Here is a 20,769-nt window from a genome sequence, read left to right as displayed (position 1 = left end):
GTGACCAGGGCACTGACACAGCGAATGCCGCTTTCGAGCAAATAGGTGGGCGGCACGGGGGCGAAGGCAGATCGGGGAACGCGACGCAAAACCGGAAGCGCATCCAGCCGAATTCCCATGAGTTCCCCTTCCCGGTAGTCAAGGATCAGCAGATGGGGCTGGGCGGCAGGCATTTCTTCTGAGTCGGCGGGTGGAAGAGTGGGGGAAAGATCGGTGAAAATCCGCGATCGAATGTCCATCACCACAATCTCTTGATTCTGATAGTGGGTCAGGCTGAGGCTCCCATTCGCCGACTGACCATACACCTGCTGAAGCGGAATGACGCGCTGCACCACCAGAATCGGCAGAGCAAACCACAATTGCTGAAGTTGAAAGGTGATCAGCGGCTGGATTGCATCTGAGCGACGGTGGAGAACGCGGCGGGAGAGGAAGGAGGACATTGGGGGGTGGAGGGGTGAGGAGATGAGGGAGCGGAGGGATATCGATCCATCAACCAGCGGGAGTAAGCTCAAGCAGACGTTCCAGAGTTTGGAGGAGGCTTTGCTCGTTGTAGGGTTTGGAGAAGTAGGCGGATGCGCCGAGGTTGATCGCAAGTTGGCGGTGTTTGGTTCCGCTGCGAGAGGTGAGCATGGCGATCGGAATTTGTTCGAGGTGGGGGTCTGACTTAATGCGTGCCAGGAAGCCGTAGCCGTCGAGACGGGGCATTTCGATGTCGCAGATGACGGCTTCGACGTGCAGCCCAGAAGAAAGTTGGTCGAGGGCATCTTGTCCGTCTCTGGCTTGGGCGACGCTATATCCGGCTTTTTCGAGGGTGAGTGCCAGGTATTTGCGAACGTTGATTGAGTCGTCTACGATCAGCACGGTTGGCTGAGTTCTCGGCAGCATTCTCCCTGGGGTTCCAGGCAACATTCCCGCGACCATTCCCGGAATCATTCCTGGGAGCATTCCCGCAGACGACAAATTGATTGATTGCTCGGCAGTTCCTCCCAGGGGCAATCTGCCATTCATGCCATTCACAGGGGACAGGGCGGGATAGGCAGATTGAGCATCGACGACCGATCGTTCGCAGCTTGCGATCCAGTGCAGCAGTTCGGGCAGGTTCACCAGAGGCACAATCCGTCCGTCTCCCAGAATCGTACAGTTGCTCATACCGGGCGGCATTGGAAAACCGCCTTCGACCTGACGAATGGCAACTTCCTGTTCTCCCCAAGAGCGATCGATCTGAATTCCAGCGGGCTGATTGCCCTGATTCACAAGCAAGACGGTGGGGACGGTAATCGCAGGCGGGGTTTCCAGGTCGTCCTGATAGCGAGGATGGTTGAACATAAGCCACTGAGAGAGGCGTACCAATTGAACCATCGTGTTTTCCCAGGTGAAGGCTTCGCTGCCTGCTGTCTTGATAATTTGTTCGGGTTGCAGCAAGATCATTTCCTGGATCGAGTCGGTGGGGAACGCCAGCAGCATTCCGTTGCTTTCCACAATCAAAACCCGCGTCACCGACAGAGTATAGGGAACGGACAGAATAAACGTTGTGCCCCTGCCAGCCTGCGTGTTGACCTTAATTTCGCCCTGAATCTGCCGCAGCCGATCACGCACGACATCCATGCCTACACCGCGACCGGAAAGGGCGGTGACCCGATCGCTCGTGCTGAATCCTGGCTCAAAAATCAAGGACAATAATTCTTCATCGCTGGCAGCTGCAAGCAGAGTTTCATCCAAGCCCATTTGCTGCGCCTTTGCACGGATTTTCTCGATCGGAATGCCGCCGCCGTCGTCGTGAATCGTGATAATCGTGCGGCTATTGCGGTGGCTCGCAGTAATTTCGATCGTGCCTTGCTCTGGTTTACCGTTTGCCCGTCGGGCTTCTGGCGTTTCAATGCCGTGATCAAAGGCATTGCGAAGCAGGTGCATCAGCGGATCGCTCAACGCTTCGAGAATATTGCGCTCGATCAGCGTCCCTTCTCCATGCAGCACCAGCTCAACGGACTTACCGTATTGCAGCGATAGCTCTCGCAGTGCCTTCGGAAAACGGTTCGTAATATCCGACAGCGGACGCATCCTCACCTGGGTCATGCGAGTGCGGAGCTGACGCGATGTTTTATTGAGTTCTCGCGCCGTTTGCTCGGTATCTTCCAGGCTGAGATCAATATCGCTGGCGACTTCCTGAATTTGCACGATCGTTTCCATCACTTCCTGCGACAGCAAATGCACATCGCTGTAGCGATCCATTTCCAGACTGTCGAAACCGTTCAGTCTTGTATTCAGTGCACTGTCTGCTGAGGGCAGGAGCGGAGTTTGATAAGGAATTAGATTCAAGGTTGAGTCGGACGATCGCAGGGCAGGCGGCAGGCTGGATTCGGTTTGAACCCCAACGCGATCGTATTCATCTCTTAAATGTGTATTTGACTGTTCTAAAACTTGAACACGCTCGTTCAAAATTTGAATCAAACCGCGTAAACGCTTCAGGTGTAAATCAAGCCCGTTTCGTTCGATCGTCAGCTCACCAAACAAATCGCTTAATTGGTCGAGCTGCTTCACCGGAACTCTCACCGTGTTCTCTCCGGTATCTTTCGCAGCCGTGGGAGAAGACGTATCTACGCTAATTTCTGCAAATCGTGCTTCCGATCGAACTCCGGCTTTACTCGAAGCTGGTGCGTTTGCTGTAACTTCAGGAATCATTGGGGAAACGATCGCGGAGTTCTCTGGCTGGGTTGCCGTAACCTCGACGGTGGCAGGGCGTGAGTCTGAAGCCGCTTCGTTCAGCACAGAGTCCTTCACAGAGTCGAAAATCGGATCATCGATCGCAAATCCCTCGAGCAGTGCAGCATCAGCTTCAGCAACTGCGGCAGCGTCCGTTACTGCAAAATCTGATTTATCCCAATGATGTGCTTCCGCTGCAAAGGGTTCAGCTTCAAAAGGCTCAGCTTCAAATTGATGAACTGAAACCTCAAAACCTGCCGCTTGATCCAGGTTCCAGATTGAATCCGGCATCGAATCTGTTAAATCGGGCACTTCAATCGCCGTTGGCAGTGCTTCTCTTTGACCGATCATGACCAGAGCTTGCGATCGTCGCCAAGCCTGTAATGCGATCGGGGCGATGTCCTCAATGCGATCGGGGGCGGCGGCAATGTGAGCGGCAATCGACCCACAAAGCTGAGTAAAGTTTTCAAGCTGAAGCATTTCGCCCAGTCCGCCCAGTTCTTGCGCCAGAATTTCTAGCTCCTCACGCAGACAGGGATTGTTTTCGCTCAAAACGGCTTCGAGGCGGGTCAAACAGCCCTCTACCTCGGTTTCAAACAAGAGCGGGACAATGTCATGCCCATCCTCTGGCGACAGCATCGACTGAGCATCTTCGTCTTCTGGATCGCCCAAGCGATCGTGAAGCTGCTCAAAAATGGGCATCGCCTCTCGCTCTAGCCAGGCGGGATCAAGCACGATTTGCTGTCTGTCGCAGTCAATGACGTGCCGCATACAGTCCACCCCAGACAACAGCAGTCCCTCTAGCTCTGCATCGAGGGCGATCGTCTGCCGCTGAATTTTGAGCACCTTGAGCGAGTCTTCGAGCCGATGCGCGAGCTGACTCAGGGCGGTAAAGCCCATCATGCCCGCTCCCCCCTTGATCGAATGAGCCGATCGGAGGGCTGCATTGACTTTTTCAACATGAACCCCGTAATGGGCAAGTCCGAGCAGGGCTTCATCCAGCGTATTCAAATATTCTCGCGCTTCGTCAAGAAACTGAAGTTGGATTGCGAGTTCCTTATCCTGTGACATAGGGGAGGGGTGGGGAGTGGAGGGATGAGGGAATGGGGTGGGAATGAGAGGCTAGGGGGCGATTTAGGGAACGGTTTAGGGACACTTTAGGGGGCACTTTGGGGGCGATCGTTTCTCAAACCTCCTCTGGTCAATAATTTGGGGGTTGTAGGGTAAGCAGTGCCTACCCCACAGATTCGCCAACAACAGGGTTACTCGACTTCAAATGCACCCACAGACGCCTGCAATTCCTGGGCGATCGTCACGGTTTCGCGGATCGCGTCGGAGACTTGAATTGAGGATTTTGAGGTCTGCTTGGAGACTTGTGCCACCTGTTCAATCAAGCGAGACACGGCAGAAGAGGTTTCTACCTGCGAAACGGTGGCTTCTGAGATCGACTGCACTAGATTGTCGATTTCGCGGGAAACTGCCAGAATTTGACCGAGGCTCTGCTTGGCGTTTTCGACCAGATGGGTTCCCTCGACCACCTGGGCGGTGCTTTGCTCCATGGCTTCCACCACCTGGCTAGTTTCGCGCTGAATGGTCGCGACGATTTTTTCAATCTCCTGGGTGGCGTTGGCAGAGCGGGCTGCCAGTTCTCCGACTTCTTCGGCAACCACGGCAAAGCCCTGTCCTTCTTCGCCTGCGCGGGCTGCTTCGATTCCGGCGTTGATGGCGAGCAGGTTGGTTTGCAGTGCGATCTGGTTAATCAGCGACACCACTTTGGAGATTTGCTGAGAGGATTCGCCCAGTCGCTTTACTTTCTTAGCGGTTTCGCCGATCGTCTCCCGCAGGCTGAGAATGTTTTGCACAGTCAGATCCATTGCGCTGCCGCTGGTTTCTGCGGTGCTGGAGGCGGTGCGGGCAACTTCGGCGGCTTGGCGGGCACTGGTTGCCACCTGACGAATCGAGACGGTCATTTGCTCAACCGATTGGATGATTTGCGTTGTTTCGTCTGCCTGCTTCAGGGCTTCTTCTGCCAGACGGCGAACCGCGCCTTCGTTTTCACCCAGCGAACTGTTAACCTGCTCAACGGACTGTTTGACTTTAGTGACAATCTGCCGCAGGTTTTCCACGATCGAGTTAAAGAAGTCTGCAACCGTGCCAATTTCTCCCGCTGTGACGTTTGCCCGCACGGTCAGATTGCCTCTGGCGGCTCCTTCGACTTCGCTCAGCAGTTCGATGAGCTGCATTTGCAGAGCTTCTTTCTGCCGCCGCTGCTCCTCGGAAAGCACTTCGGCTGCCTGACGGGCCTCTTCTTTTTGCTGGAACAGGTCTGCCTGCTCGAGCGCAAATCCCAGCTCTTTGCTGCTCTTCTTCATCAGCGTGATTTCGCTTTCCTTCCAGCAGCGCGGTTCGCTGCAATGATGGGCAATCAGCAATCCGATCAATTCGTTTTTGATCAAAATGGGCGCGACCAGATTTGCCTTGACCTTAAACTGCTCAAGCTGCCCGATATGGCAAGGGGTAAGCCCAGCTTCATAGATATTATTGGTTGCCTGAACCCGACCGAGTCGATATTTTTCCACGTAGCGATCGGCAAAGCAGGGGTCCGCAATCCGCGCCCCTAATGCAGGCGGAAATTCTCGCACAACGGACTCTGCCACAAAGGTTCCTGCCCAGTTTGCATCAAACAAATACACGCCCACGCGATCGGCTTCCAGGGCTTCCCGCATTTCCCGGACGACGACATCGAAAATGTCTTGACGGTGAATAAACTGCCGCATTCGAGAAACGATCGTATTCACAAGCTGCTCTTGCTGAGCCGTTGTTTCCTGTTGTCGCAGCAGCATTGCCTGAGTCAGGGCATAGCCAATTTGCGTCGTGATTTGCTGCATCAGATCAATGTCTCCTGGCTGCCACAGACGCGGACCCGAACACTGATGCACACACAGCAAGCCAACCAGAGTTTCCCCTGCCAGAACGGGCGCAACGAGATTTGCCTTGACTTCCAACCGCTCTAAAATTTCGCAGTGGCAGCGCGAGAGCTTTGTCTCGTCGACATTGTCCATTTGCGAAATCTTGCCTGTTTTGTATCGCTGCACCGTTCCGGGGGTTAGAGGGTCATAGATTTCCTGTCCCAGCGATTTGATCCAGCGATCGCCTACGGATTCTGAGACGATTTTGCCGCTGGTCATGTCTTCGTTAAACCGATACATCACAATCCGATCGGCTTTGAGCAGCTCTCGAATCGCGTCGAGCGGCGCAGACAAAATGTAATCAACATTAAGCGACTGACGAATCTGGGTGGTGATGCGGCTGAGCAACTGGATTCGCTCGGTCGTGTTTTGCTGATCGGTGTATTGCTGTTTGAGCAGCGATTCTGATGCGGTCACGCTATCTGCCAGCGTATTAAACGTCTGCATTAGTTGACCGACTTCATCGTTCGATTCCACCCGGGCCCGTGCCGATCGATCGCCTGCCGCAAATCGCCGGGTGACTTCTCGCAGTGACTCGATCGGTCGAGCAATCGAGCGTCCAAGCAGCGTTCCCAGTGCCACATCTGCTGCAATTGCCACGACTGCCACCCCAAGCTGAAGCAGCAGAATTTGCCACAGCAATCGGTTCAACGCTGACTCAGACGTGCCGCGCACCAGAATCGCGATCGGTTCACCCTTAGGATTGGGTAACGCTTTTGCCGCAACGGTGTAGGTTTGTCCGTTGACCCGGATGCGATCGGTCACCGCCTCACCGACAGTCTGTTTGGGTTGCAGGGCATCTGCAGCTCGCTGCAAAATTTGGGGATCTGAAAGCGGAACATTTGCCTGCGCTGCTTCGAGATCGGTTGAATTGCCCAGATCAAGGCTGGTTGCCAGCTTAAATTCTCCGTTAGGCTGCCGCGCATAAACGGCACTATAGCCATTCTCAAAGGCAGCAATCGACTCTTCGACGATCGGCTGTTTTACCACATCTCCGGCAACCAGTGCACCAATAGTCGTGTCTCGCTCCGGGTCACGCACAGGCGTCACCACATAGCGAATCAGCCTGTCCTGTTCTTTCAGCTCAGCCGGAAGCGGCGGATTCTCTTTCTTTAATTCTTCGGCACTGACCAACGCATTTGCGCTGACCTGACGCGGTGAAGCGAGAACCTGACTCACCAATCCCTGCGGGTCAAATTTTTCGCCCTGACGATCGGCATTTGCGCTGGCAATGATCCGTCCATCGATGCCAACCAGCGTCGCGTACTCAATGTTGCGGGCTGCAATCTCATTGCTCAGAGTGCGCTTGAGTTCTTCTTCCTGTTCCCCAGAGAGCGATCGTCCGTTTACCCTGTCCCTCGCTGCATTAATAATCAGCGGGTTGTCTGACTGCCCCCGAAACCCAAATCCCATTTGATTGGTTTTGACTTCGTAGGACAGCCGCTCGACCGTCGCCTCCGATTTTGCCTGGTTTGCGAGCTGAGCTCGTCCGCCTGCAATCAGCAGCAGCGCTCCCACTCCCACCAGCCCAAGCACTGCAATTAGCTCGGATGTCAGCAGTGCAAACCTCTGCTTGCGCCGCACGGGTAAATTGCGAAACCAATGATCCGCCTGAACCCGGTTCATCTCAAGCGGAAGACTGACCTGCGATCGCCCCGAATTCAACGATGGTAGTTTTCGGTTGGTTTCAGCAGAAACAGCAGGAACAGACTCAATTTCCGATGGCTCTGACCCGATCGGTTCCAGATCATCTTTGTCAGGCGGAAACTGTCCGTTGGAAAGGGGACGGGGCTGGATGGTCATGAGCGCGATACCTCAGGAATGGAATGGGGAGAACAGAATAGAGAGAATGGGGAGATCAAGAGGTGGGCGATCGGGGGATGGGCAGACGAGGGGAGACAGTAAAGGGGAAAACAGTGAATTAGGCGCGATCGATTTGGAGATTGGGAAATAAACGGAGAATAAACGGGAAATAAATTAGGAAACAGGAGCGAATTTATAAATCAGTGAACAGACTTTTAACAAACAGGCAACAACACTGACAGAAAATAACACCTATAAATGGCTCCTAATGCCTTTCACCCCTTCACATCCCTAGCTCCCCATCTCCCCCATCTCCTCATCCCCTCACCCACTCATCCCTCTACGCCACCCGCAGCACAGACGCCTGCACGATCGCCTCTGCCTCTAGCACTAGCAGCACTTCCTGTCGATCTGAAAGCTGCTGAAGGGCACAGCCGCGCAGGTAGGGAACAAGCGATGCGGCAATTTGCCCAAGGGGAGATTGAATTTGATCGGATTGCAGGCGAACTGATCCTTCGACCCGGTGAACTGCCACACCTAAGGGAATATTGCCGACCTGCAACAGGACGATCGTGTATTGCTGAGTCGAAACATCCAGCAGGGAAACGCCGAGAAGCTGCGCCAGATCGATCGTCCAGCTAATTCGGCTGCGTCGATTGAGTAAGCCCAGCATTACCGGGTGCATATTAGGCATTGGAGTAAGCCGACGCGCAGGCAGCACCAAAGCTTCCTGGATCGACTGCATTGAAATGACGGCTGGAATTTCCGGGGTGAGCCAGAATTTGAGATAGGCATCGCCCGTTTGTTTTTGCGATCGACTTTCGGTCAGCGCAAGCTTTGCAATTTCCATGAGTGAAAAGAGCTGAAAAGGAAGGAGAAGAGAAACTGCGGAGAGATTGTTTGAGAAGTCTCAAAGGAACTACATCGCCCCCTAAATTCCCCAACTTTTGACTTGCCGCTCTAAAAGAGCGAGGGGGAACCTTGAGCCGCTAAACGTTCTGGTGGCAGGTGACAAATGCCTGGTGACAAATGAAAGCTTGCAAGGCTTGGTTCATCCAGAATTGACTCGTTAGGGAGGCGGTTCGGAAGATTACTCAAATAGCCGCTTAGCCAGAAACCGATTTAATTGCACGAATGAACTGTTCACGGGTAAAGGGTTTGGTGATGTAGGCATCTGCGCCTTGTTTCATGCCCCATAGCCGATCGATTTCCTGGTCTTTTGAGCTGCAAATCACGATCGGAACTCGTTCGGTGACAGGATGCTTTCGCAAGGTCCGGCAGAGTTCAAAGCCGCTCATTCCCGGCATCACCACATCGGTGACAATGACATCGGGCTTTTGTTCGATCGCTTTATCCAGAGCTTCTTTTGCGGTTCCTGCACCAATGACGGAATAGCCGCCTTCTCGCAGGTAATGGCTCATTAACTCCATTTCTGAATGAGTATCTTCAACGATTAGAATCGTTCCCATGATCGTGTTATTCATGCGTTCTCAGATATGAATTTGTTGGATGGCAGTTCTGGCTTCAGGTCAGATGCTTAAACACCATCTTCATCAGGTCAGACTGAGTAAAGGGTTTCGTGAGATAGCCTGAAGCACCAACTAGACGAGCTTTGGCGCGATCGATAAATCCGGTATTACCCGTGACCATAATGATGGGCGTGGCTCGAAAGGTCGGATGCTTTCGCAACAGAGAACATAACTCATAGCCGTCTAAGCTAGGCATGGTTACGTCTAGCAAAATCAAATCCGGTTTACTGCGGATGATCTGCATCAGTGCCCGCACCGGATCACTAATCAACACAACAGAGAACATCTTGTCGTCCAGAAACGCATTAATTGCCTGAAGCACCGTGGGGCTATCGTCAATGCAGGCAATCGTATAAGTCGTTTTGGCAGAGTTTGGGCGAGGCTGTGCTGCCCCGTAGTTTGGAGCGGGTAATCCGTTTGGCGCAATCTTTTGGGCAAAGGGCGATGACCCGTTGCGATCCAGCGGTGCAGCGGTGAGCGCCTCCGATCGCGGTTCGGGCTGCCTGGATTCAAGCGGTCTTGCCTCAGATTGTCTTGCCTCAGATTGTCTTGCCTCAGATTGTCTTGCCTCAGACGGTCTTGCCTCAGGCGATCGAGACGGTTCGCTAAACCGATTTTCAGCAGGAACCGATCGCGGCTTTTGCTGCTGCACCGATTCCACGATCGCTTTCAGATCGAGCTGGCAAAACTGCGGCAGTTGGGCAGGCAATTGATCGGCTTCGATGAGTTCATAGCTTCCAGTCTGCACTGCCAGCAAAGAATCAAGCACTTCTCGTGCCAGTCCCTCGATCAGCTCTGCGGCTTGTTCCGGCAGGAGAAACTGCTGTTCGATCAGCCAGGTAATTGCCTGATAGTCAGGGAGGACTTTCTCGTCTCGATCGCGCACAGACTCAAACAGTAGCCGCACTTGGACGCGAATAGCACTGACCAAACTGGGAACCTTGAGACTGAGACGACGCAAATGGCGATCGAGACGGATAAACGGTTCGGCAGAGCTGGATGCGTAAACCAGTTTGCCCTGCTCTAAGTAGAGTGACCAGATGGTGGAATTGCTCACAACTTGCAAACAGCCGCTTGCCTGACGGCTAATCATTTGAGCCAGGAGACTGAGTGGATGGAGCGTTTGGGGCGATCGATAGGTTCCCATACGGATGGTCTGCATTGAATACTCCGTTCGTCAAAGGGGGCAGAAATCACAAACTGTTGAAAAGAACCAAACATTGGAGACAAACCGAATGGAAGGCAATTTCAAACAGCTAGGGTGACGAGAATGCACACCGCTTAAGAGAAATGAGGGTGAGGAACTGCGTAATCTGTGAGTGACTAGCAGATGCCTGATTGCAAATACAGATCTGCGAAACCAGATCTATAGAACAAGATCTGCGAAACCAGATCTAAAAATGACACTTGAATAAAGCTTGGTAAGATGCAGTGGTTTCGGCAGCGCTGAATTGGCGGTAGTGTTTCCCCTGTTTCCTGCACTCCAGTAACTGATTAGGAGGCAAGAGCCGAACCTGATGTGCAAATCTCTTTCATACCCATTAAGCGTATCAGCTTTCGATGTAAGAGTTATTGACGCTTGATAAAGATAGCCAGAAAAAAGATAAAGAAGATATAAGATTGCAAGGGAGAATCTGCCTGAATACAAGCACTTGAACGATCCGCATTAACTTCGACAATCCAACTAGAATCCATTTGATCAGGATAAAAGTTTCCTGTTTTTACTCCATTTTATGAACTCCTAACCAATCAAAAATGAACTCAGCAAGACATTTGTAAGATATCCGCAAGGCAATGACCTCGATCGAATCAATACACGCGATCGAGGTTATCGATGATACAAAAATAAATTCACAGCAGAATGCAATTGGATTTGATCGGGGGTTAGGGATGGTTGAGGGGTCGCAGGAGTATTCCATTGCCCCCCTGAATCTCCCAACTTTTGACTTGTCGCTCTAAAAAAGCAAAGGGAAACTTTGAACGTGAGCAAAGCTAGCTCGGTTCTGCCACTTACCTATCCCACTAACTCAACAACCTCAAAATCCGCCGAATCTTCTCCCGTTGCTGGCGATCGAGCGACTCTGGGAAGGAAAGCTCCATAATAATGTGCTGCGAGGCAACAGCGACGGCTTGCTGTCCTTCGGAATGAATTGTTTCGGGGTCAGGGAGCAGGCTGGGCAGCACTTCGATACTTTGCACCTGTGCCAGCACGGTTTGCGGCAGCGGGTCGTATCCTTCGCGGCTGATCATAAGCGAGAGAATTGGCTGCTCAGTGCCAAGGGTTTCCAGTTTGGGCAGGGTGCGATCGACAAACTCAAGCCGCAGATCGCGTGTGCCGATTTCGGTCACTTTTGCCGTATAAATTTCATCTTCCCAGCCTTCCCAGAAAATTTGCGCCCAGCCGCGCACCTGTTTTCGCACTTTCATGCCCACTTCGGGCTTCAGATCGCGAAAGGCACGGATAAGACTGGTGGCAATGAACTTGAGCGATTGAATCGGTTTATCAATTTGCGATCGCTGCTGCGAATACCATTCACGCACATCAGCATATAGGACGATCGTGAGATCATCTTGCTGCTCGCGGGTGGGGCTGACAAAATCAACGGACAGCAGAGTTTGCAGAACATCGGTCGCAATACCGCGCACAATTCTGGCATCGAGCAGTGCCCTTGCGCCGTAGTCGCCGATCAGTTCGACGCGCACCTCGTCCGAGACGTTGGGCCACTCATCAAGCAGGATTTGTGCGCCCGTTTCGCTGACGTTGGTGGTTCTGCCAATCCATCGCTGTCCGTCGCTGTGAATAATCGCGATCAGGCGGCGGGGCATCCGGTGGGAGCGGCGAAGCTGGGGTTGCTCAAAGGCGGCAATGCAGGCAGCCATCACCAGCAGCAGGTTAAACAGACACCAGAGCGAGTTGATCAGCACTGCCTGGGTTTCCTGCGGACTGAGGATCAGCCAGAAGGGGATTGCCAGCAGCGAAGCTCCGGTAATTCCGCCCAGCATTACCAGATAGCGGATCGAATCGAGATCAAAGCTCCGCTCGTTGACGGTTAATCCTTTGCTAGTAACGTTAAAGCTGCCCAGCTTGGGATTGATTAATGCCAGCAGCGTCACAATACCTGCCTGAAACGACATGGCAAACTCGTAGATCTCATTCCAGAAGGAAAAGCGAACGTGCTTATAGGGAATGTGATTCGTTTGCATTGACAAAATAATATGCGGCAGCGCGTACGCCAGCGTTTCTAGCCCCAGTCCTTTTACCGAGTTGATGCCAAACAGCAAAAAGAACGTGGGAGCGATCGCATACATCACCCTGGGAAAGCCAAAAAAGAAGTGCATTGTCGCACTGAAATAGCAGAGTCGCTGCGACATTCTGAGTTTGAGCTTGCGGTTGAACAAAGGATTTTCGAGCCGCAAAATTTGCGCCATGCCCCGCGCCCAGCGCACCTGCTGTCCCACAAACGAGGAAAAGGTTTCAGGAGCCAGCCCTGCGACCATAATCTTGTCGTAGTAAACGCTCTTATAGCCGATCGAATGCAGCCGCAGTGAAGTGTGGCAGTCTTCAGTAACAGTCTCGGTGGCAATGCCGCCCACTTCCAAAATCGCTTCCCGCCGAATCACGGCTGCCGAGCCACAAAAGAAAGCTGCATTCCAGAAATCGTTACCTTTTTGCAGCACTTTATAAAACAGCTCGTTGCCCACGGGAACCTGACCGTTCGTGTACAGATTGCGCTCAAACGGATCGGGGTTATAAAACCAGTGCGGCGTTTGCACCAGGGCAACCTGCGGATCAAAAAAGAAGCCGACTGTTTTCTGTAAAAAACCGCGAATCGGGATGTGATCGCAGTCGAGAATCATGACCAGATCGCCTTTTGTTTTATGCAGTGCCGTGTTGATGTTTCCGGCTTTGGCGTGATCGTTGTTGTCGCGGGTGAGCATTGTGCAGCCCAGTTCCTCGCACATTTGTTGCAGTTCTGCCCGTCGCTGCCGAAACTTTTCTGCCCGTCCGTCATCCAAAACGTACACTCGCTTTTTATCTGCGGGGTAATCGACCCCTAATGCCGCTAAAGCCGTTTTCCGCACGATTTCCACATCTTCGTTGTAAGTGGGAATGTAGATATCAACGGTAAACCATTCTTCTTGCGGAAAGAGGGAGAGATCGATCGGTTTACGATCGCGAATTTTCAGCGTTTGGAAATAGGCAAGAAACAGCGTCAGAATGCCGTATAGCTCGGCGGCAAACAGCAGCAGCGAGAATACCGTATCGACCCAGGAGTCGAAGTTGAGCGTATAGCTGACTCGGTAATAAAAATACCGCAGCGTGGTCAGAATGCTCAGCAGCATCAGCAGCAGGTGCAGCGCGTCGTCTGATTTGTTTTGCGGACGTTCTGCCAGATAAAGAAACCAGCGTCCCACCGTGACCACACAAGCTCCTAACAAAGCCTGCTGCCAGAAATTAGGGCGAATGGTAATAAACGGCATGAAAAACAGAATCAGACAAATCAGCAGCAGCACCAACTGCGATCGACCGAGCCATTTCAACACGCTGTTTACCGAATCCGGCAGCCGATCGACCAGCAGCGTCGTAAACCGATCATTGACTTGCTCCAGTTGCCGATCAGCGCGACGAGAAGCCTCCGCATTCCTGAACTTATGTTTGGGTTTCATCCAGCGAATCATGCGTTAACGCTCCTGCCCGATTACTTTCTTGAGATAAACCTGCGTCACCGCATACAGAATCAGCGTAGCTGCTACAAACCCCGGAGCCAGCACATACCAGTTGCTCTGAAACACCTTGAACCACTCCTGCCAGCCGCCCTCGGTAATGATTTCGCGCTGTGGAGACTGCCGCAAGAACTCCAGTCGATAATCCGACGGATCAAAGGGTGAAGGGTTCTCGGTATTCCTCCTGATCAGCACCGTGTCGCCTTCGATCTGGCTAAACAGAAAATCGCGCTGCATCACCGACTGCACCTGCTGAAGCCCAGTGTCTGTTTGTCCGGTGAGAGCCACCACGACGCGCTCTGAGTTCCAGGGCGACAAAATCGATCGAATCAATCCTTCGGCATCGGGGGCGGTCTGCGTTTGATTGCCTGCCCACTGGCGCGTCAACTGTCCTTGCAGCGCAAAGCCCTGAGACTGGAACACCTCCGGTAAGGGAAACCGTGCCTGGGTTCCGATGCCAATCAAGTGACGATCGCGCTGGATCTCCTTGGGCAACTGGGTTTTACGGTACACCTGAAACTGAATTGCATCGGCACGGGTGAGCCGTCCCAGACGTTCGCTGGTTTCCAGCAGCAGATCCAGATCTTTTTGGTTCGGCTGTTCGGGCAGGACGATCGCGAGCTTTGACATATCCTGCGGAGCCGCAAACGGATATCCTGATTGCATTAGCTTCAGATCAGGCAGGCGCGTCACATTTTCCCGCCGCAAATCAAACGACGTATCGCTGTGAATTGTGCCCCAGAGCTGCTGATCCGTTACCCGACTGCACGATCGCCGCTCACGCGGATCGAGCCGGAAGTTGACCTGCATTTTCGAGGTGGGTTTCACCGAGCCTTCGGGCAGATCAATTTTCAGGATTTGGCGATTTGCCCCGTCTACCGAAGTGAGTCGATCGCCGCCCAAGGGCACTCCGTCGAGCTGAACTTCCACCTGTGACGTCAGCGGATTCACCTGCGGACCATAGCTATACACCAGCGTCATGCTGCTGCCTGTGAGAATCTGCTCGTCCGGCAGGGCGCGGAAGTCAAACTCTAACGCCGGGGCATGGGAGCCGCGCACCGTCACATCACCATAGGGCTGATCGTTATAGGTGCGAAGATCGCTCAGCTTGAACTGCTCTTGAGTCGGCAAATAGCCCTGCCATTCCCGCAACGGTGGAGCCGTGATCGACTGAGTTTCCTCAATCAGCATGACGCTGCCTGTCGCAATGGCGCGATCGGGACGCTGCACCAATGCCTGCACAGCCTTCGCTACACCCACATCACCGTTTCCAGTTGCCACCAGCACGGGCACGCGATCACTATCGGTGGTCGTCAGCATCAGCACCCCCACATCCGGCGGCAGCACCTTGCCCTGAGCATCCCGAAGCTGATTTTGCTGAATCGCCAGCGGCAAATCCAGATCGGCGATCGCAGGCTGGCTTTCCGGTGTGCCAATCACGATCAGCCGCTCGTTTTTCTTAATCTGATCGATCGCCTCGATCGTGCGGCTATCTACTTCTCGATAACGGGCATATTGTCCGATCGCGGTCTGAAGCCGAGCCGTGGGAGTGAGCCAGCTTTCGTCGATCGTTCTGGGCAACAAAAAGGCAATTTGCGGCGCATCCAGACTCAGAACATCCAGGAACGGATAGGGATAACGGCTGAAATTGAGCGGAACCGACTGCGGATCGACGGCAAAGACCAGCTTGGAGTCGGGCAAAATTTCTGTCCACAGTGACGGATCGTAGGGGTCTTGGGTACAGGTGGGCGAATTGTTTTGCAGCGCAGCGATCGTCACCTCGTTATAGTCTTGCAGCAGGCTCACGGGCACGTTAAACAGACTGGTGGTAATCTTGTTTTCCGGCTGATTCAGCGGCACACTGCCCACACTGGTTCCGTTGACCAATACCGTGAGATTCGATCGCGTCGCATACAGGGCGGGCGAATGACGATAGCGCAATTGCAGCTTCACGCTTTTCGTTTCCCAATCACGCGGACGGGTAAAACGCAGCCTTGCCTCGCTGTAAATGCTTTCTAACCGCAGCCGATTGCCCACGATCGGACTCCGGCTAAACTCCAGCACGTATTCGCTCAAATCCGCAGGGGCGACGATCGGATCAGGAGCATTCTTGGGCAGCGCAAAGGCGGAAGATTTTACAGGTTGGCTAGCAGGCGCGTTGCCAGACGGTGCAGGGGATTTTGTTTCGGTTGCCGTCGCAGTCAAACTGAGAACACTCAGCGTCAAACTACAGCTAAACAGACCGACATAAAGGAGCGATCGTCGCCAGAAACGCTTCAGGAAATGTTTTGGAAGATGGATGAATGAATGCGATCGATGATGAGCCGAAGATGCAGAGGATGCACAAGACTCGATGCAGTTTCCCTGGTGGGGTAGACGGTGACGGAAATCTCTCATGATGGGAGAAGGAAATCAGTAAAGGAAAGACGGACAAGAAACACGCACAGAAAACACAAGAAACACATAGGAAACACACAAAACACGCAAAACCAAATCAGAGGGGCATCAGCCGCTAATATCGCTCCCAGCTCGGCTGAAATCCGCGTCGCCGCAGCAAATCAACTTGAAGCTGATCCAGGCGTTGCGAAGCACTTCCCCGTTGGGGATAATCCTCGATCGGTGAATCGGTTGCTTCATCGGACTGATTCATTTCGCGAAGCTGATTCAGGGCAGAAACGGGCCGATCTTGCGCCAAACTCAATTCCGCCAGTAGGCGACGAACCTCTGGATCGTTGGGTCTGAGGGCAAGGACGCGATCGAATAAAGTTTGGGCTTCGCCAAGCTGTCGCTGTTCAAACCGCACACCCCCCAGAGCCAGCAGCGCGTCGGGGTTGTTAGGCTGTTGGGTCACAATCGTTTCGTATGCCCGTCCTGCCTGGTTCAAGTTGCCAAGCTGCTGTGCCAGTTCGCCCTGCAAAAAGTAAAGGTTAATATCGTTGGGATTCGCGGCAAGTAGTTCATTGACTCTGGCAGTGGCGCGATCGGCATCCCGGTTTGCCCAGAGCTGTACCCAGCGGCGATTAATGCCCTGATTATTCGGATCGATCGTTAGCAGCTCGTCGTATAGCGGTTCGCGATCGGCTTCTGCAGGCAGCGTACTCACCAGCATGAATAGCTCTGGCGGAACCTGGGTCGATTGCGCGGCAGACCATTGATTTAAAACCGCTTCGGCATCGGCTTTGGAAATTTGCTTCAGCGAATAGGCAATGCTGGCGCGTCCAAGTTGGCTAGTCAGGTCATCGGGATTTCGGGCAAGGAGCTGATCGTAAATTTTCAGCGCGTCTTCCGATCGCCCCTGCATTAGCCGCACCCCTGCTAAACCACGCATCGCATCTTCATAGATTTTGAGCTGGAGCGGTTGTGCTTCGGTAGTAGCAATCAGCTTGCCATAGCGGTTCGCGCTGCCGTCCAGGTTGCCTTCCTGTCGCTCCAGTTCTGCCAGCAGCAGTTCCACACCCAAATCTGCCTCGCCTTTTGGCGTTGCCCGATAGTCTGCCACCGCCGATCGCGTTCCGTCGAAATTCCCTTGCTCTAGCGCAATCTGCGCCAAGCGGAAATAGAGAAACGGTACGTTCCCCGCCACATCCCGCAGCGATTGATAAATGGGCAGCAGCACCGGAGCGGGAGGAGTGAGTCGATTTAGCCCGATTGCAATGGCGTGACGTTCGACCGTCGAAGTGGGAAGCGTTGTGAGAATCGTTTGCAGCTTTTGTTCAAGCTGAGTACGCGAAATCTGGCGCAAATCATAGGCAGCAATTTCTCGCTTCACCTGCAAGCTCACTCGCTGGGGCTGCTGGGCAATCAGGCGATCGTACAGAGCGATTCCCTCCGCTAAGGCAAGCTGCGACTCGCTCATCACATCGGCGACTTCCAGCAACAGTCCAGGTGCAGGATTCGTCGTTTCGCTGAGTGCCCGCCGATACAGGGCAACGGCTGCCTCGTAGGGTTCTGCATCTGCCACCGTTCGTCCGATCGCACTCAAAGCTCTGGCAAGGGGTAATCGGGCAGCTTTTTGGTCGCGCAGCGGTTCCAGTACGCCAAATGCCTGCTCCATCTGCTGATTCATCGCATAAGACACTGCCAGAGCCGATCGCATTTCCATTGCCGCTTGATCCAGTGATCGAATTGACCTGAGCCGAGCTTCAAGAACTTGGAGCGCCTGAGGCACTTCTCCGGTTGCCTGAAGCGTTTGGGCGTAGGCAGCGATCGCTTGATTTGGAACGGTTGCCCCACTTGCCAGATAGCGATCGAACAAGCTGCGCCCGGTGGTGTAATTGCCGCTGTAGGTATAAATTTGCGCTGCTTGCAAAACGGTTTCCGGCTGCACGGATTCTGCCAGCAAAATTTCATAGTCGCCGATCGCCGCTTCAAACTGTCCCTGATAGCCATACAGCAAGGCACGTTGCGCCCGGCGGGAACGATCGTTTGGATTCAGGTTGAGCAGCGTCGTCAGGGCATTAATGCCAGCCTGGTTCCACTCTGAACGATAGCTCCCCAGCAAGCCGATCGCTGCTAGTGCCTGCCCATTATTGGGGTCTTGCTGAATCACCTGCTGATAGGCGTTCCAGGCGTTGCTGTCTTGTCCGGCACGTTGGTAGGCAATGGCTAAGCCCAAGCGAGCTTCCAGCGATCGAGGATTGCGCTGAAGTGCCTGCCGAAAGGCGGTAATAGCATCGTTCACCCAGCCGCGATCGAGCAGCACATAGCCCTGACGAGTCACCGGATCAGCCGATTGTGCCAGAGCAGGCAGCGTAACGGTGAACGGGAAAATCAAAGCAGGCAGAATGCCCAGCAGCCAGATCAGACGAATATTGCTGAATTTATTGCTGAATTGATGCTTCACCGATCGCTTCATTGAAAAGCCCTCCCCAGATCGCTCAGCGTGAAGTCTGCCCGCACCCGAAATCCCAGAATTGTTTCTGAGAAACTATTCCTGGCTTGTGCAGTAAATCCGGCACGTAAATAAGGCAGTAGCCGCGCATCGTAAAATAGCTCCACCACGTCAGGCAGGTCGTCGTTCCGCCGTTTCCGCAGTCCCTCGTTGGAAAGATCACGTCCATAAGCCAGACCGAGGCGATCGTCTGGCAAAAACAAATCAAGCAAATTAAACCCAAAGCTGTAGGTTTCGCCGCCGCGCTCCAGATCGAGGTTGTCATACCAGCCGTATCGGGCAAATAGCCCTAAGCGAATCGACGGCACAAAATACTCGGCGTTGATGCCGTATGCCTGCTCTCGATCGCCCGATCGCAATCCAAAGTCATTGTCGCCGCGATCGAACTGAAAAATTTCGCGAAAGCCGCTATCGTCTCCGGCATCTTCCGCCGTTAAATAAGTGCCGCGCAAAATCAAGTTTTGAATCCGCACCGCTGCCTCAGCTGCAAAGCCATCGAGCGCAAAATCTCCCAGATCGCGACGCGAAGAAAATCCGGCAGCGCGAAGCTCCAAGTGATCGGTCACAGTCCAATTCACCAACACCCCTGGACGCGACGACAATCCTGCGGCTGCCAGAGCGGGATTCGTTTGAAAAATCGGATTAAAAAACTGCGTGACGCCATCTTTCGCAAAGCTGTTGCGATCGAAATAGGAAGTGTAATCGAGCAAGCCAACCGCAAACCGCAGCGTCGGGATTTCGCTGGGCGACACCGCAACATACAGTTCATTCAAATTCAGCCCGGATTCTGGCGAATCGGTAAAAGTGTCCCCCGTCACCAGATCCACCGTTCCCCCTACCAGCAGATTAGGCGTAATAGCATAGCTTGCCGTGGTTCTTGCCCGTGCCGAGAATTCATCGCCCTGAACCACGATCGCTCCCTGAAGCTGAACAAACGGCGCGCCTAACAAAGCACTGCCGCCCTGAGCAATTGACTCGCCATCCGCAGGGGAAAGGTTTGGGTCGCTGTACTGAGCTTCCGTATTAGATTGAGCGATATTAGCTTGAGCGATCGAGATCGTATCCGGTTGATTCGCGGTTTCTGTCTCTGCCGTAATTCTCTCTTCGTTCAACCTAGATAGATCTGAATCGGATTGATCTGGCTCCGATCGATTCAAACTTAATTCTTCGAATTCATCGATCGCTTCATTGCCAAATTCATTACCTTTTTCTTCATAACTAACCAAATTAGCATCAAGGTATATTCCTAACGGATCGATCGCAGAATACTCTCCAGCATCATTACTATGATTTATGGACTGATTTACAGCTTCGTTCAATAATTCTAAAGCGTCTGATTCAGTCACTTCTGCAATTTCACTCAACTGATCATTGGCATTATTCACAGGTTGAGCATTCGCAGCCGGAAGATTTAATTGGACGATCGCAGTTTGAGCATTCGCGTTCTGAACATTCCAAGCATTCTGAGCATTAATAATCTGGGCATTTGCATTCTGGGCATTTGCATTCTGGGCATTCACAGCTTGGGCATTCGCAGTCTGGGAGACTACGGCCTCTAGTCCGAGCAGAGCCAGAGTACTCAGGGCAGTGATGCCTGTCCAAAACACTGGATGCCAGCCACCTGCCAATGGAATGACTTGATGTGCAGCCTGACGGGAACCATCAACCCTCGCTTTTAAGAAGTGAGTTGGATTGGAATCAGAAGATAAAGTCATGATTTTCAACAAAACGTTCATGGCAAATTCAGCCCAGGATGAAGGAGCAAAAGGGCAAACGACCCTTATTCCTGGAGCTAGAGTGCGATAGCCAGTTCACGCTGCGCTGATGCACACCCGATGCTCAGTCAGCGATATCAACCATCACTTAAAACCATCATTTAAGATGAGACGATCGAATTAGGAACACGCGATCAAAGAGATCCGAAGCTTGAAGTTCAGCAGAAATGGCGATCGAGAAGTCTGTACTGCAAATCTCAGTAGATAGATGCTTTAGCCGCAGTACAGCCGATATGAAACAGTCTGCCGGGGAGATGCCACCACTTCCTCCCGATCGGGTCAACCGGATAAATCAGCAAAGGATTCAATCCGTGAACCAGCATGGGAAAAATACTGAGGACACAGTTCTAGAGAGGAATTGGGCGATAATTACACCC

General features: G+C 53.1%; 11 protein-coding genes. All 11 read right to left on the bottom strand.

What is annotated here, in order from left to right:
- Positions 1–440, bottom strand: a 440-nt coding sequence (locus H6F80_RS01345) for a chemotaxis protein CheW (RefSeq protein ID WP_190789822.1), incomplete at its 3' end; no start/stop codon positions are given.
- A 49-nt stretch (positions 441–489) separates the two neighbouring features.
- Positions 490–3,771: a hybrid sensor histidine kinase/response regulator gene (locus H6F80_RS29355; RefSeq protein ID WP_190789821.1), complete on the bottom strand. Its 3,282-nt coding sequence runs from the start codon at positions 3,769–3,771 to the stop codon at positions 490–492.
- Between the two features lie 191 nt (positions 3,772–3,962).
- Positions 3,963–7,472, bottom strand: a complete 3,510-nt coding sequence (locus tag H6F80_RS01335; protein WP_190789820.1) for a methyl-accepting chemotaxis protein — start codon at positions 7,470–7,472, stop codon at positions 3,963–3,965.
- A 340-nt stretch (positions 7,473–7,812) separates the two neighbouring features.
- Positions 7,813–8,322 carry a chemotaxis protein CheW gene (locus H6F80_RS01330; protein WP_190789819.1) on the bottom strand — a complete coding sequence of 170 codons (510 nt, stop codon included), beginning with the start codon at positions 8,320–8,322 and terminating at the stop codon, positions 7,813–7,815.
- A gap of 256 nt (positions 8,323–8,578) precedes the next feature.
- Positions 8,579–8,956: a response regulator transcription factor gene (locus H6F80_RS01325; RefSeq protein ID WP_190789818.1), complete on the bottom strand. Its 378-nt coding sequence runs from the start codon at positions 8,954–8,956 to the stop codon at positions 8,579–8,581.
- A gap of 40 nt (positions 8,957–8,996) precedes the next feature.
- Positions 8,997–10,163, bottom strand: coding sequence for a response regulator (locus tag H6F80_RS01320; RefSeq protein ID WP_190789817.1), 1,167 nt, complete (start codon positions 10,161–10,163; stop codon positions 8,997–8,999).
- 860 nt (positions 10,164–11,023) lie between these two features.
- A complete protein-coding gene (gene bcsA / locus H6F80_RS01315) occupies positions 11,024–13,681 on the bottom strand; it encodes a UDP-forming cellulose synthase catalytic subunit (protein WP_242067103.1) in 2,658 nt (885 codons plus the stop codon).
- A 3-nt stretch (positions 13,682–13,684) separates the two neighbouring features.
- Positions 13,685–16,123 (bottom strand): cellulose biosynthesis cyclic di-GMP-binding regulatory protein BcsB, encoded by a 2,439-nt coding sequence (locus H6F80_RS01310; RefSeq protein ID WP_190789816.1) that lies wholly within the window; start codon positions 16,121–16,123, stop codon positions 13,685–13,687.
- A gap of 115 nt (positions 16,124–16,238) precedes the next feature.
- Positions 16,239–18,581, bottom strand: coding sequence for a tetratricopeptide repeat protein (locus H6F80_RS01305; protein WP_190789815.1), 2,343 nt, complete (start codon positions 18,579–18,581; stop codon positions 16,239–16,241).
- Positions 18,578–20,332, bottom strand: coding sequence for a porin (locus H6F80_RS01300; RefSeq protein ID WP_190789814.1), 1,755 nt, complete (start codon positions 20,330–20,332; stop codon positions 18,578–18,580). Before H6F80_RS01300 ends, H6F80_RS01305 begins: the two co-directional genes overlap by 4 nt.
- A gap of 257 nt (positions 20,333–20,589) precedes the next feature.
- Positions 20,590–20,715 (bottom strand): hypothetical protein, encoded by a 126-nt coding sequence (locus H6F80_RS30185; protein WP_277879004.1) that lies wholly within the window; start codon positions 20,713–20,715, stop codon positions 20,590–20,592.
- Positions 20,716–20,769 lie beyond the last annotated feature (54 nt).

The organism is Leptolyngbya sp. FACHB-711 (assembly GCF_014695615.1).
In the GTDB taxonomy this organism is placed as follows: Bacteria; Cyanobacteriota; Cyanobacteriia; order Elainellales; family Elainellaceae; genus Leptolyngbya_A.
The sequence above is the reverse complement of the archived record's forward strand: the minus strand, read 5'-3'. Positions and strand labels throughout refer to the sequence as shown.

Coding starts and splice junctions, on each gene's coding strand:
- H6F80_RS29355 (WP_190789821.1), bottom strand. CDS start 3,771: ATGTCACAGGATAAGGAACTCGCAATCCAACTTCAGTTTCTTGACGAA.
- H6F80_RS01335 (WP_190789820.1), bottom strand. CDS start 7,472: ATGACCATCCAGCCCCGTCCCCTTTCCAACGGACAGTTTCCGCCTGAC.
- H6F80_RS01330 (WP_190789819.1), bottom strand. CDS start 8,322: ATGGAAATTGCAAAGCTTGCGCTGACCGAAAGTCGATCGCAAAAACAA.
- H6F80_RS01325 (WP_190789818.1), bottom strand. CDS start 8,956: ATGAATAACACGATCATGGGAACGATTCTAATCGTTGAAGATACTCAT.
- H6F80_RS01320 (WP_190789817.1), bottom strand. CDS start 10,163: ATGCAGACCATCCGTATGGGAACCTATCGATCGCCCCAAACGCTCCAT.
- bcsA (WP_242067103.1), bottom strand. CDS start 13,681: ATGATTCGCTGGATGAAACCCAAACATAAGTTCAGGAATGCGGAGGCT.
- H6F80_RS01310 (WP_190789816.1), bottom strand. CDS start 16,123: ATGAGAGATTTCCGTCACCGTCTACCCCACCAGGGAAACTGCATCGAG.
- H6F80_RS01305 (WP_190789815.1), bottom strand. CDS start 18,581: ATGAAGCGATCGGTGAAGCATCAATTCAGCAATAAATTCAGCAATATT.
- H6F80_RS01300 (WP_190789814.1), bottom strand. CDS start 20,332: ATGACTTTATCTTCTGATTCCAATCCAACTCACTTCTTAAAAGCGAGG.
- H6F80_RS30185 (WP_277879004.1), bottom strand. CDS start 20,715: ATGCTGGTTCACGGATTGAATCCTTTGCTGATTTATCCGGTTGACCCG.